Here is a 14,368-nt window from a genome sequence, read left to right as displayed (position 1 = left end):
TATATAATTTAGCAATAAGTTACTTAATATTTTCTGTAAATAAATGGATTTATTCTCAAGTTTAGAAAGTACTCGTTCTGTAGCTGAATTTTCCGAACAAGCATACCTGAATTATTCAATGTATGTGATCTTGGATAGAGCTTTACCACATATTTCTGATGGTCTTAAGCCCGTACAAAGGCGTATTATATATGCGATGAGTGAAATTGGTTTAAGTCATTTATCTAAGTATAAAAAGTCAGCGCGTACAGTTGGTGATGTCTTAGGTAAATACCATCCACATGGTGATAGCGCTTGTTATGAAGCTATGGTATTGATGGCGCAAGACTTTTCCTATCGTTATCCTTTCATTGATGGGCAGGGTAACTGGGGATCTATAGATGATCCAAAGTCATTTGCAGCGATGCGTTATACCGAGTCGCGCTTATCTAAATATGCGGTATTACTATTAGATGAATTAAAGAAAGGTACAGTCGATTGGGTCAAAAATTTCGACGGTACGATGGATGAACCTAAACTTTTGCCGGCTCAGGTGCCAAATATTTTACTTAATGGTGCTATGGGTATTGCTGTGGGAATGTCGACATATATTCCACCACACAATATAACAGAAATTATAAATGCTTGCTTACATTTACTATCTAAGCCTAATTCAACTATCGAAGCAATTCTAGAGATTGTTGAAGCTCCTGATTACCCTGGCGGTGCTAATATAATTAGTAGCAAAGAAGAAATTGCCGAAGTATATAAGTCAGGTAATGGATCGATACGCCAGCAGGCAGTTTATCAATATGATAATCATGGTAATGTTGTGATTACAAAATTGCCTCATCAGGTTTCAAGTGCAGCGGTAATAGAGCAAATTGCCAACCAACTTAAGCAACAAAAAATTACTTGGATAAAAAATATCCAAGATGAATCTGATGACAAAGAGCCTGTTAAGATAGTTTTATATTCGGCAACGACAAAGAAGAATATTAAGAAAATAATAGGACATTTGTTAGCAACTACAGATCTTGAGAAAAGCTTTCGTGTCAATATGAATATGATTGGTTTAGACAATCGACCACAAGTGAAAAATCTTTTAGATATACTTAATCAATGGCTAGAGTATCGTAAGCGTACCTTACGAAGAAGACTACAGACTAGCTTAGATAAGGTTTTAGAGCGTTTACATATATTAGAAGGTTTATTGATAGCATTTCTAAATATTGATGAAGTGATCGATATCATTAGAAACTATGATGATGTAAGTGGCGAGTTACAGAATAGATTTGCACTTTCTGAAATCCAAGCTGAAGCAATTTTGAATATCAGATTACGTAAGTTAGCAAAGATTGAAGAAATTGAGATTAAAAAAGAGCAAAAGGAATTACAAAAGGAAAGAGAATTATTTGAGGGTTATTTAAATAGCGAAGTTAAGTTTGGAAACTTAATGAAGAAAGAATTTAAGCAAATATTAGCAGATTTTAGTGATTCTAGACGCTCAAAAATTATTGCTGCAGAAAAAGCCCAAGCTCTAGAAGAAAAGGATCTGATGCCAAGTGAGAGGATGACTATTATCTTATCAAAAGCTGGCTGGATTAGATGTGCTAAAGGTGAAAATATTGATCCAGCAGGTTTAAGTTATAAGCCTGAGGATAAGCCATTTTTGGTAACTTCAGGTAGTAGTAATATTAAGCTGATATTTTTTAGTAAGCTTGGTAAGGCTTACTCTATGTATGTAGATAAATTCCCATCTGCAAGAGGTTATGGTGAGCATATCACTACATATATCTCACTGGATAAAAAAGATCAGATTATAAGTATGGCTTTTGTAAATGATGCTGAATATTTCTTAATTGTTAGTGAAGGTGGCAAAGGTTTTGTAATACCTGCTGAAGATCTTATTACAAATAAAGTAACGGGAAAAAATATTTTTGATGCTGATGATGTCTTTAAGTTTATACCATTTAATCAAGGTCATAAGATGCTAGCTATAAGTTCACAAGGCAGGATGATTGTGCGTGATTTCGCTAGTTTTGCATTACTTAAAAAGGGTAAAGGTAAATCAATCATTAAATTAGATAAAAAAGATAAACTTAAATTTATCGAGGTATTTACAGCAAATCAAGAGTTAACACTAAATGCGGGTAAGAGATTTATCCGTATTGATAGTAAAAATATTGAGACTTATTATAGCGATAAGTCATCTGGTGGTGGTGTGCTATTACCTCAAGGTTTTAGAAAAATAACCAAAATTGATATAGAAACTATAGAGAGTAAATAATGAAAAAAATTGCAATATTAGGAGCAATGGAGATAGAGGTTCAACCAATCCTAGAGAAGTTAGATGGTTATGAGATTATAGAGTATGCAAATAACAAATACTATCTAGCAAATTATAATAATAAGCAGCTTGTTATAGCCTATAGTAAAATTGGTAAAGTATTCTCTAGTTTAACAGCGACGATAATGATTGAGCGTTTTGGTGTTGAGGCATTGTTATTTACAGGTGTCGCCGGAGGGCTACAAGATTTAAAAGTAGGTGATATGATTGCTGCAACTGCTACAGTACAACATGATGTAGATATTACTGCTTTTGGTTACCCATATGGTAAGGTTCCTATTTCAGAAGTTGAGATTGCAACGTCGACTAGACTTTTAGAACAAGCTGTAAATGTTGCAAATGAGCTTGGTCTTAAACTACACACTGGTGTTATTGCTACAGGAGATCAATTTGTCCATTGTGCAGAGAGAAAAGATTTTGTAATCAAAGAGTTTGATGCAAAAGCTATAGAAATGGAAGGTGCAAGTGTTAATCTTATCTGTAAGGAGATGGGTGTACCAAGTCTAATCCTCAGGAGTATTTCTGATACTGCTGATGGTGATGCGCCTGAAAATTTTGATGAATTTGCTAAGATAGCTGCTAAAAGATCAGCAAATTTTATAATGCAAATGCTTAGTAATATATAAGTTTATCTTTGACTTGTTTATTTTTAACTGTTATTAATAAAGCTCTAGATAACTCAATAATAGATAATACTAATAAAACTGGGTCTAAGAGATAATTCCATATATTGCCCTGTAAAATACCACTAAAGAACGCGGTAGAGACAATGACAATAATAATATTAAATAATATAAATTTATTAGAAATCAAAAGTAATATTAATCCATAAGCAAATACCCAAAATAATACTAAATATGCGTTAAAGCCAATATCGTAAAGTTTATACGAAACCATAAAGAATAAACCATACAATATAATAAGCATTAACATGAATGCTGTACTGGTATATGGGAAAATAGTAGTTCTTTTATTTATAAATGTAGTTAATATAATAAATATTAGTAGGATAAATGAAGAAAAGCTAAAATAATTTATAAATCCAATAACAAAATAAAATATAGTCTGGTTATCAGAAGTTATATTTATAAAGTTAAAGCTTAATAGAATCGCTATTATTACTAGTAATAATCTTTTAGGTAAGGCAGCGAATATTCTCAGAAAAACATATATTATAAAAAGATTTGCTGCCAAAAGGTTATAATAATTAAGCATTAGAATTTTCTCCTTTAATCTCAACAACTCTTATCGTACCTTTAGCTTTATCAGAAAAAGCCAAAATAATATTATCTTTATACAAAGTAAATGCAGGATATGAGAACTCTCCTTTAGATTTATTTGGGAATGTATAGATATTTTGCCATTGTTGAGAATTATCTGCTTTGAAGGCTAAACTAAGATCTGAACGGCTATTGGTAGAATTATTGTAGGCTAAGAGGATACCATTTTGTATTTTTATTGCAGCAATACCAGAATCAGGATTATCAAGTTGTGTTGGTTTTACTTTTGACCATGATATACCACTATCAGCTGTTTCGTTTGTATATATTCTTTTTATAGAGCTATACATTTGTCTATATAGAGCTAAAGCATGTGTTTTTGTTAGTGGAATTACTGTGGGTTGTAAATTTATACCATCATTAGTCATTTCTGAAACAAATATAAGCTCACCATCATTATTAAAGACAAACCATCTACCATTGAGATTATTAAATTCTTTGTATACAGGAATTGCAAATCTATTATCATCTAGTTCGATTGCTGATCCCCTTGTCAGTGTGCTAAAATTTAGTATATTAGAAGAGATTATCATCTTAGGCTGACTCCAAGTTTTACCTAAATCATTTGAGTAGATGATATTTAAAGATGAGGTGGTCCAACCACCACTAGATGAGGTGAAAACTAACCACAATTTTTTTCCTTGAGAATATATAATTGGGTTACCTAAATGATGAATATGTTTCTTAAATATAGATTGAAACTTTTGGCGATCCATAACTGATCTGATTTTATTGAAGTGCCACTTTCCAGCTACTTTCTCAGCTACTGCAAGCATTATGTTAGTGTTAGGGGCAGTTTCTTGATCGCCACTGTACCAAGTGATAAAGAGTTTATTATCAATAGTTGTCATTGATGAAGCATGATTATATTTGAGATATTTTAGATTAGCTATAAACTTAACATCTAATTTGTTTGCAATACTATTATTTTTAGGTGTCGATATGGCAAAAGAATAATTATGTTGAATACGAGAGTAATAGAAAATTAACAACAAGATCGAGTATATAAAAGCAAATATAAAAACTAGTTTTAGCTTATTTTTCACAGTTTTAAAAAATAATTTTAGTAGCCATATCGTATTATTGTAATTTAATTGAGCTAAATATACTAACTTTTGCTTATAAATGTCTATAAAGTTTTAGAATATTGATTTTAAATTATGGTTATTACGATTGAGGCTTGATAATGATTAGTTTTTTAGTGTTAATAATGTTAGTATTTTTAGTAAAATAATTTTCTAATAGTCAAATTATTGTGATTAATAAAAAGTTTATATCAAGTTGTTTATTGATTTTATCTAGTGCTATTGGCTATAGTCTCACGACACAACAAATTCAATATTCTCAAAAAGCGATAGATGCATTGGGCAAAAAAGACTATAAATCATATTACTATTATAAGGCAAAGCTTAAAGATACTAGTATTTATCCATATTTACAATATAAAGAAATAAGTACAGATCCTGATGTTTTTCAGCAATCAACAATAGATGAGTATTTTAAACAAGACAATAATAGTTATTGGCAAAACCGCCTTAGTGGTGATTTAGCACAATATTATGCCGAAAAACAAGATTGGAAGTTGTTTGGTAAGTATTATAAAGGCGATTTGGGTGTATCTGGTAAGTGTTGGGAAATGCAGTCTCAATATGAATCAGGAGATAAAACAAAAGCGTTAAATGAGTATGGTCAACTTTGGCAGAATCGTGTGTATATGCCTGCTGCATGTAATACAATGCAAAAATATTGGGATAATTCTGATTATAAACCAAGAGCTTATCTAACAACTAAAGCATATACTCTTGCTTTTGCTAATAAGTTTGATGATAGCCTATGGTTATTAAATACTTATGTCAAAGATAACAAAGATTATCTCAATTATATAAGTGCTTGGAAACAAGCTACTAAAGATCCGCTTAAATTAGACAGTTTTATTAATAGTTTTCATAACTATAATTATTTTGACAAAGTCTTTATTGATATTTCTAGAGATTTGATAAGAAAAAATGCCGAAAGCTATGCAAAAGTATGGGATAGCTTAAAAAATAAAAGATATCTAAGTACAAAAGTAAAGCAACAGTGTATCTCAGCAATAGCAGTAAGTTTTGCAAGGTCACAATCACCACAAGCAAAACAGTGGCTAAGTAGAGTAGATAAAAAATATCTTGATACAATAGCGTGGGAGTGGTTATTAAGAGTTGATTTATACAATAACAACTTTGCAGATTATATAAAAACATATAGCCAACTTCCTGACAAATCACAACAAGACCAAGCATGGAAATATTGGCTAGCATATAGTTATGATAAGCTAGGTGAGAAACAACAAGCTGAGAAAATCTTTACAGAACTAACACAGCAACCACTTGATTACTATTCATTTCTAGCATCTGATAGACTCGGTAAAGCATATAATTTTGGCAAAGATGGTAATGCAGAATTAAGTAATAGTGCAACTAAAAAACTACTAGCACAAGATGCTACCATACAGGCTATCGATTTATATCAGATTGGGCAATACAAAGATTCAACAAGTATCTGGCAATGGGCAATCAGAAATAAGCTTAGAGATAAGCAAATTGATGAGATTAAACAACTTGCGCGTTTAGCTGAAGATAACCATATGTATTATGCGGCTATATTTAATATGTCTGTTATCGGTGGATATAATAATATTGAAATGCTCTTTCCGAAAGCTTTCATAAGCACAGTTAATCAAAATGCCCAAAATTTTGCTATTGATAAAGATCTAATTTTATCAATTATGCGTAAAGAATCATTATTTAATATTGAGGCAGGCTCTTCTGCTGGAGCAAAGGGGCTGATGCAGGTTACAGAGCCAACCGCAAAATTTATTGCCCAAAAATATAAATTATCTTTAATTGGTGATAAATCTCACGGTATGTCTAGTCAGATATTTATTCCTGAGAATAACATTAAGTTAGGTACAGCAAATTTATATTTCTTAGAGAAGCTTTTTGATAAAAATATCGTACTAGGTATAGCTGCATATAATGCCGGACCAGGTAATGTTGCCAAGTGGCTAAATGAAAAGGAAGCCCCAGCAGCAATTTGGATAGAGAATGTACCATTTGGTGAGACAAGAGACTACATTCGCAAGGTGCTTGTATACATGATTGTTTATAATAATTTTGTATTTAAAGATAGAAAAATTCAGATTAGTGATTTTTTAGATTATAAAATATCTGTTAAGCAAAGTTTTAGGAAATAACATCTAAAATTTTTTTAAAAAGAATACTGTAAACCTGATGTGACAAAATTTTGCGAGTTGCCTGAAAAAGAAATACTATATGTATAGGTTACTTTAAGGCTAAGGTTATCTATATACTTAATCGGAAACATCACACCTACAGGGAAAACTGCAAAACCTCCCCAAGCATTATTTGTCGCTAAATAGTTATTTGGAGCATTTTGTTGATTGGCTATACCATTAATATTTGTATGACCAATACCAAGTCCAGCAGCAGCATATGCTGTTATATAATCATTAATTTTATAATAGTATTTTGCAGCTCCAGCAAAATAGTTATTAACTTGAGTAGTATTGTATTGGCTAACGAGGAAATTTTGATAAACAAATTCTATAGCGTAAGATTCACTAAATCTATATCCAAGATTTGCAACTACAGTTCCACCACCTTTAGACATATTGGTTTGTTGGCCCCACCCACCATTGATAGCAATATAGAATGATGGTTTGAAGGTTTTGTTACTAATATCATCAAGATCATTAATATTATAGTAATTTTTAGGGAGTTTATAGAGACCATTAGTATCTTTTTCTAAAGATTTTGTATTAAACTCTGGACTAGATACAGTATCAGCATGTGAAATAACTAAATTAAATAGTAAAATAAAGATTAATATATACAAGAAAAATTTTTTTGTAGTCATTATTTTTATAGAGTTATAGTTTGCCAGTTAGATGCAATAGCTATTATATCAAAGCTTATAAGTTAAAGTTTAAAAGTATATACTTTTTATCAGAAATAATTATGGCATTAGCATCTGGGGAATAAATCAATTCAACAATCGTTTTATCACTTATTTTATAGTAATATTTGTAGTTAAATTCATAAATTAGGAATATCTACAATACTTTCTTAGCTTCCTGATGTATGTAATTTGTTCGCGGCAATTAAAGATTTATAAACAAGTATTAACCAATGGGATTAAGTTTATAATTGGAGTTAGGTTGGTTTTTTCTTAAATTTAATTATTTTAACCTATAAAATTTTTTAAAGTAATTTAAGCATATATTATGCTTATCAATAAACCTATCAATTTAACTTGCCTTATATAAGCATAAGCTACTTTTACCATCAAAATATTTTAGCTTGATTTAGTAACATGGTTGGGCGTGTTGAAAACTAGCTATATATAAGAATAATATTTGTTAAAATATAGTTATATTAATTTTCATATGCTTATCTGATGAATCAACTAGAGATGATAAGTCTTAATGACTTAGTACCGAGAAATCATATATATCGTAAGTTTGTATCGATTTGGGATTTTAAAAATGTTGCTAAGAAATTAAAGAAGTTTGAAAAAGATAACCCTTATAAAGGTTATGGAATGCTACGTTTATTTAAATGTTTACTATTACAATTTATGGAAGATCTTAGCGATAGAGAATTAGAGAAATATCTACAAGAGAATAACGCAGCAAAATGGTTTTGTGAATTTACATTATTAGAAAAAACTCCCGATCATAGTGTATTTTGTAAATTTAGAAAGAATATAGGTACTCGTTTTATATCGGAAATTTTTAATGATTTAAGAAAGCAATTAAAACAACAAGGATTTATCAATGAAGTCTTTAGTTTTGTTGATGCTAGTCACTTAATAGCTAAAGCTAATCTTTGGAAAGAAAGAGATAAAGCTATCAAAGAGAAATATGAAAAGTTAAATAATGAAATACTTCCTAAAGTAGCTATAGATAAGCAAGCACGTATAGGCTGTAAAGGTAAAGATAAATTTTGGTATGGTTATAAGAAACATACTAGTGTAGATATGCAGAGTGGACTGATTAATAAAGTAGCTGTGACACCTGCCAACGTTACAGATGCAAAGGGTATAAAATATGTTTGCCCTGATGGTGGTGCGATTTATGCTGATAAGGGATACTGTACAAAATATGCTAACAAAACTGCCAGGGAATAACTGTTGTGACCTTAAAGCCATAAAGAAGAATAATATGCTTGGTAAAAATCATGATCAAGACAGTTGGCTTAGTGCTATACGCTCACCTTATGAAAGAGTGTTTGCTCATCAGGATAAACGTGTTAGATATAGAGGAGTTTCAAAAAATCACTTTGCTGAACTGATGAAATCTATTTGCTTCAATCTTAAGCGACTTGTAGTGCTTGACCCACTCAATTTGTGCTTGAACTAGGATAAGTGTATCCAAATATCAGAAATATTAATAAAACATAAAGAAAAACTTTAGAATAGTGGCCTAAGATGCACAGCGTTAAAGAATTAAGCTTTAAACACACAAATTGGGTAAGCTTTCAACAGCCCCATGGTTCTAAATTTTATAGATTTTGCTGTTTTCAGGTTTTTTTATACGGCTATCTAGGTTAATATATTATAAAAATAAAATTAAGTATTTAAAACTGTAATTTAACTTTGAGCATAAAAATTTTTTAAAAACCCTTTAAGGAGTAGAATTTAAATGGCAAAATTATTTTTTTTACTAAAACACCAGTTGTCTATAATTAGGGGCAAATTATGGTTTCGACCTATAACTTATAGTATTTTAGCAATAATAAGTGTTTATAGCTGCTACCTACTTCAAAGGTATGAAATTTCTTTTTATCCGCATGAAATTAAACTTGAAACAGTAAATGACTTACTCTCAATTATTACCACAAGTATGCTTACAATAATAGTCTTTGCAGTAGGCTCTATAGTAGATGCTTATAATTCGGCTAGTAATGCTGGTACTCCTCGTATATTAAGTTTATTGCTAAGGGATAGTTCTTCACAAAATGCTCACTCTAAATTTATTGGTGCTTTTATTTATGGAGTAGTTGCTACTATTGGTATTAAGTCAGAAATATTTAATCAAAGTGGTATATTTTTTATTTTTATAACTACTATTTTAGTGTTTATTATAGTAATTTCTACTTTTATAATTTGGATAGATGATATTGTCAAACTTGGGCAAGTAAGAACCTCATTATCTAAGTCTGAAAAATATGCTTTTGAAAACATCAAGAAGTATGCGAAAGACCCATACATGGGCTGCAACAAGTTTACAGATAATAAAATGCTAAAAAGTGTTCCTATCTATGCAGGAAAATATAGTTTTTTAACTGATATCGCCTTAGAAAATTTAAATACATTATGCGAAAAAATTAACGCAAAAGTATATATCATAAGACGTAATGGAGAGCATTTAATAAGTTCCGACGTCGTAGCTTATGTAAGCTCATCTAAGCCTCTCTCTCAAGAAAACTTTAATGAAGTAGTTAAGAATTTTATATTCTCTCAAGAAAGGGATTACTCAGGCGACCCCCTTTTTGGACTTACAATACTTAGCGAAATCTCAGCTAAAGCGTTTTTTAATAATGATCCTGGTACAGTTATAAAAGTTATTGATTCTCTTACAGGTATACTAGATTGTTTATTTGAAACACAACCTAGCCAAAATGTAATTTATAAGAATTTATATGTAAAAGAAATTGCTATTGGACAGTTTATTAAAAGTGGTTTTGAGCACATTAGAAGTTATGGAAGTAGTAATATTTTAGTGGCTAAACGTCTACAAAAAAGTCTAGCACACGTTGCTAAGCAACTTAAAAATGATGACGAAAAATTTGTTTTAGAATATTCAAAAAACTGCTTTGAACAAGCAAGTGCACAGCTTTCCCAACACTTCGAAAAAAATGAATTAGAAAAATTTGTTAAAGATTTGCAATACAATAGAAATTAGTAAACTTTATGTAAACCAGCTCAATAATACTAATAAGGTGAATTGGTTTATTATTATCAGCTTTTAATGGTTTTTCCGTTTATTTTTAGCCTAAAAACACCTTTAAACTCTTAGCTTATATAATTTTGGACCTTGAGCTAAATTTAAAATAGTAAAGCCTAGGTGAACAGGTCAATTACTAAATAAGTTTCGAACTTGGGTTATTTTATAGTAATATTTATAGTTAAATATGATTATAAAATATAATTTAATGATTTCTCACCTTAGGATTCATACCGGATTTTCTGTTGTTGATAGTACAGTGCGTCTAGATGATCTTTTTGCACGGGCAAAAGATAAAAATATTGTTGCAATAGCTCTCACTGATGTATGTAATTTGTTTGCGGCAATTAAGTTTTATAAACAAGCATTAGCCAGTGGGATTAAACCTATTTTTGGGGTTGAGCTAAAGATTGATACTGAAGTTGGTATTGCTGATTTAGTATTGCTAGCAGAAAACAATTACGGCTATAAAAATATTGTTAATTTGATTTCTAGAGCATATCAACAAGCAGATAGATTTGGCTCAATTCCTCTTATACCTAAAGCTTGGCTTAAAGAGGTAAATTTAGAAAATATTATTTGCTTAAATGGTGGTCAGCAAGGAGAGTTAGGCAAAGCTATCTTAGCTAAAGATTATACTAAGGCGGATGAGATTATTAATGAAAATATTGCGATATTTGGTGTTGATAATTACGTTATAGAGATTCATAAGTTAGAGTACGAAAACGAAGGCTTGTATAATGAAAAAGCTCTGGAATACGCAAATAAGTATAACCTCATAGCTGTAGCGACAAACTTGACTGTATTTATGGAATCAGATGATTATGGTATTCATGAAATTAGAGCTTGTATCAATGAGAAAACGACAATCTTAGATGAGTTGCGTAAATCTAAATTTACCAGGGAGCAATACCTCAAATCAGCTGAAGAAATGTATGAGACATTTAGCGCATTACCTGTTTTGGTTGATAATACTCTAGCTATTGCAAAGCGCTGTAATGTCACATTTGAGCTAGGCAATCCATGTTTGCCAACTGTAGATATCCCACTTGGTTTGACGGAAAAAGAGTACTTCTCAAAACTATGCTACCAAGGCTTATATAAGCGCTTAGAAAAAATATTAGCTAATAATTCAGCTGATAAACATGAACATATTACAAAAGTCTATAAAGATAGGCTACAAAGAGAGATTGATATTATTTGTGATATGGGTTTTCCAGGATACTTTCTAATTGTTGAAGATTTTATCCGTTGGTCAAAAGAAAATGATATCCCAGTAGGACCAGGGCGTGGTTCTGGTGCTGGTTCATTAGTAGCATATTCTTTGTTAATTACGGATATAGATCCATTACCGTATGGACTACTTTTTGAGAGATTTCTAAATCCTGAAAGGGTATCAATGCCTGATTTTGATATAGATTTTTGTATCCAAGGGAGAGATAGAGTTATCAAGTATGTCGAGCAAAAATACGGCAAAGAGAGTGTCGCGCAGATTATAACCTATGGTACGATGGCTGCTAAAGGCGTTGTGCGTGATGTCGTGCGGGTAATGGGACAAAGTTTTGGTTTTGGTGATAGGATTGCTAAACTTATTCCAGAAACACCTGGTACAACCTTTAAGAAAATTCTAAAAGAGGGTGAGCCATTATATGATGAAATGCAAGCCGACGAAGAAGTTGCTGAGGTTATTGAAAAAGCACAAAAATTAGAAGGCTTGCCGCGTAGTTTAGGTAAGCATGCTGCAGGTATTGTAATTTCGCCAACGAAAATTTCAGATTTTGCACCGATATATTGCGAAGATAAAGGTGGCGATCTTGTCACCCAGTTTGATAAGGGTGATGTTGAAGATGTCGGTCTGGTTAAATTTGACTTTTTAGGGCTAAAAAACTTAACGATTATCAATAACACTGTTAAAAGCATTAATGCTAAAAGATCAGTTGATCGAAAACCTTTAGATATTGCTGATATACCTTTAAATGATCAAAAAACATTTAAACTTTTGCAAGCAGGCAATACCACGGGAATATTTCAGCTTGAATCACAAGGTATGCGTCAGATTGTCAAGGACCTCGGTACTTCTAATTTTGAAGAGATTATCGCCTTGGTGGCATTATATCGCCCTGGACCAATGGAGAATATCCCAACATTTATTGATCGTAAGCATGGTAAAAAACAGATTGCCTACTTACATCCTCTACTTGAGGACGTGCTAAAAGAGACTTATGGTATTCCAGTATATCAAGAGCAGGTTATGCAAATGGCACAAAAACTTGCTGGCTATACTCTTGGTGGCGCAGATTTATTACGTCGTGCTATGGGTAAGAAAAAACCTGAAGAAATGGAGAAACAGCGTAAAATCTTCAAAGAAGGTGCTGCTAAATACCATAATATCGATGCCAAACTTGCTGATGAGATATTTGACCAAATGGAAGCTTTTGCTGGTTATGGTTTTAACAAATCTCATGCTGCTGCATATGCGCTAATTGCGTATCAAACAGCTTGGCTAAAAGCACATTATCCAGATGAATATATGGCCGCTTTGATGTCAGGGGATATGGGTAATACTGATCAGCTCGTTAAATTTATCCTAGATTGTAAAAATATGGGCATTACAGTCTTAGCACCAAATGTTAACAAAAGTGTCTATGATTGTATAGCTATTTCAAAAGGTACAATTTTGCTTGGCTTAGGTGCTATCAAAGGGCTTGGCAGTGAAGCAATTAAGAGCATACTTACAGAAAGACAATCAGGTGGAGAGTTTAGCTCAATATTTGATCTATGTCGTAGGGTTGATTTACGCAAAGTCAATAAAAAAGCGCTTGAAGCTTTGTGTTTTGCTGGTGCAATCAAAGATATCTCTAGAAATAGAGCTACAGCATTTAATTCTATCGAAAAAGCTATCAAAAATGCAGGTTATGTTAATGAGATGAATGCTGCTGGACAGGATGATTTATTTGGTTTTACAGAGCAACAGAGCGATACTGATACAGAGCTTGAAAAAGAATGTATAGTAGAAGAGTGGAATCTCAAAGAGCTACTTATTAATGAGAAAAAAGCTTTAGGGATGTACTTTAGTGGGCATATCATTGATGAGGAGAGCCATTGGCGCAATCATGTTAGCTTTAGTGATCTTGATAAGATTCAGCAGCCTAATATGGATGGTAATTCTGTAAGAATTATTGCAAGTATGATAACGCCAGCTATACGCCGAAAAACAAAAACAGGAAAAGTCCTCTATATTATCAATATCGATGATGAATTTGATAGGGCTGATTGTTTGATTAGTGAAGATGTTTTTGTGGCTGTTAAGGATAACATTCAAGTTGATGATATCGTTGTCGTTGAGGGTAAAGTTAGTCGTGATGTACAGCGAGAGTGTAATAAACTAAGTGTAGACAAGGTCCAACCAATATCACAATATATTGATGAGAAATTTAGTAAAGTTGAGCTAACGCTAAGAAGTCAAAATATAAATCCAACTAATCTCAAAAAAGTCCTTAGTAATCTTAAAGAAAATATAGCCTCAACTAATACTCAAAAACAAAATACCTTAGAGATAACAATTTCTCTTGATGATGTTGATGGTAAGTTTGATTATTTACAAAAGCCATTCTCTATATATAAGTTTGTAAATGATATTAGTAAACTAATAGCCGAGGGCAGTACGGTTAATTTGAGTGGGATTTAAACCATATGATGACCGAATTGAAGTTATTGAATGGAATATAAATATAGCTAAAAAGATTTATTTTA

General features: G+C 31.6%; 10 protein-coding genes. 7 read left to right on the top strand and 3 right to left on the bottom strand.

Translation table 11 applies throughout. The features are described from left to right. The first annotated feature begins 43 nt into the window (after positions 1–43). Together parC and CGC45_RS06610 are read left to right on the top strand one after the other, a co-directional pair. Positions 44–2,269, top strand: a complete 2,226-nt coding sequence (parC, locus tag CGC45_RS06615; RefSeq protein ID WP_071629537.1) for a DNA topoisomerase IV subunit A — start codon at positions 44–46, stop codon at positions 2,267–2,269. Next, on the top strand, positions 2,269–2,955 hold the full coding sequence (locus tag CGC45_RS06610) for a 5'-methylthioadenosine/adenosylhomocysteine nucleosidase (RefSeq protein ID WP_071629536.1): 687 nt from the start codon (positions 2,269–2,271) through the stop codon (positions 2,953–2,955). The genes parC and CGC45_RS06610 overlap by 1 nt, the downstream gene beginning before the upstream one ends. Here CGC45_RS06610 and CGC45_RS06605 read toward each other — a convergent pair. Further along, positions 2,942–3,544, bottom strand: a complete 603-nt coding sequence (locus tag CGC45_RS06605) for a hypothetical protein (protein ID WP_071629535.1) — start codon at positions 3,542–3,544, stop codon at positions 2,942–2,944. The genes CGC45_RS06610 and CGC45_RS06605 overlap by 14 nt on opposite strands. After that, positions 3,537–4,655: an exo-alpha-sialidase gene (locus CGC45_RS06600; RefSeq protein ID WP_071629534.1), complete on the bottom strand. Its 1,119-nt coding sequence runs from the start codon at positions 4,653–4,655 to the stop codon at positions 3,537–3,539. The genes CGC45_RS06605 and CGC45_RS06600 overlap by 8 nt, the downstream gene beginning before the upstream one ends. A 209-nt stretch (positions 4,656–4,864) precedes the next feature. Here CGC45_RS06600 and CGC45_RS06595 point away from each other — a divergent pair, with 209 nt between their 5' ends. Continuing rightward, positions 4,865–6,841, top strand: a complete 1,977-nt coding sequence (locus CGC45_RS06595) for a lytic transglycosylase domain-containing protein (RefSeq protein WP_084387449.1) — start codon at positions 4,865–4,867, stop codon at positions 6,839–6,841. A gap of 14 nt (positions 6,842–6,855) precedes the next feature. Here the strand turns inward: CGC45_RS06595 and CGC45_RS09370 are convergent, their stop codons facing one another. Next, the gene (locus CGC45_RS09370; RefSeq protein WP_232310088.1) at positions 6,856–7,524 is read right to left on the bottom strand and encodes an outer membrane protein; all 669 of its coding nucleotides are present in this window, start codon (positions 7,522–7,524) and stop codon (positions 6,856–6,858) included. A 540-nt stretch (positions 7,525–8,064) separates the two neighbouring features. Between CGC45_RS09370 and CGC45_RS06585 the strand changes: the two genes are divergently transcribed. From CGC45_RS06585 to dnaE, 4 genes are all read left to right on the top strand, one after another. Then, positions 8,065–8,796, top strand: a complete 732-nt coding sequence (locus tag CGC45_RS06585) for a transposase (RefSeq protein WP_218937049.1) — start codon at positions 8,065–8,067, stop codon at positions 8,794–8,796. After that, positions 8,771–9,028: a hypothetical protein gene (locus CGC45_RS09225; RefSeq protein WP_198150407.1), complete on the top strand. Its 258-nt coding sequence runs from the start codon at positions 8,771–8,773 to the stop codon at positions 9,026–9,028. The genes CGC45_RS06585 and CGC45_RS09225 overlap by 26 nt, the downstream gene beginning before the upstream one ends. A gap of 282 nt (positions 9,029–9,310) precedes the next feature. After that, positions 9,311–10,573: a DUF2254 domain-containing protein gene (locus CGC45_RS06580; RefSeq protein ID WP_071629530.1), complete on the top strand. Its 1,263-nt coding sequence runs from the start codon at positions 9,311–9,313 to the stop codon at positions 10,571–10,573. A gap of 250 nt (positions 10,574–10,823) precedes the next feature. Beyond that, a complete protein-coding gene (dnaE, locus tag CGC45_RS06575) occupies positions 10,824–14,303 on the top strand; it encodes a DNA polymerase III subunit alpha (protein WP_071629980.1) in 3,480 nt (1,159 codons plus the stop codon). Positions 14,304–14,368: the final 65 nt, after the last annotated feature.

It is taken from the genome of Francisella opportunistica (genome assembly GCF_003347135.1).
GTDB classification, from domain to species: Bacteria; Pseudomonadota; Gammaproteobacteria; order Francisellales; family Francisellaceae; genus Francisella; species Francisella opportunistica.
This window is presented reverse-complemented; position numbering and strand designations above follow the sequence as displayed.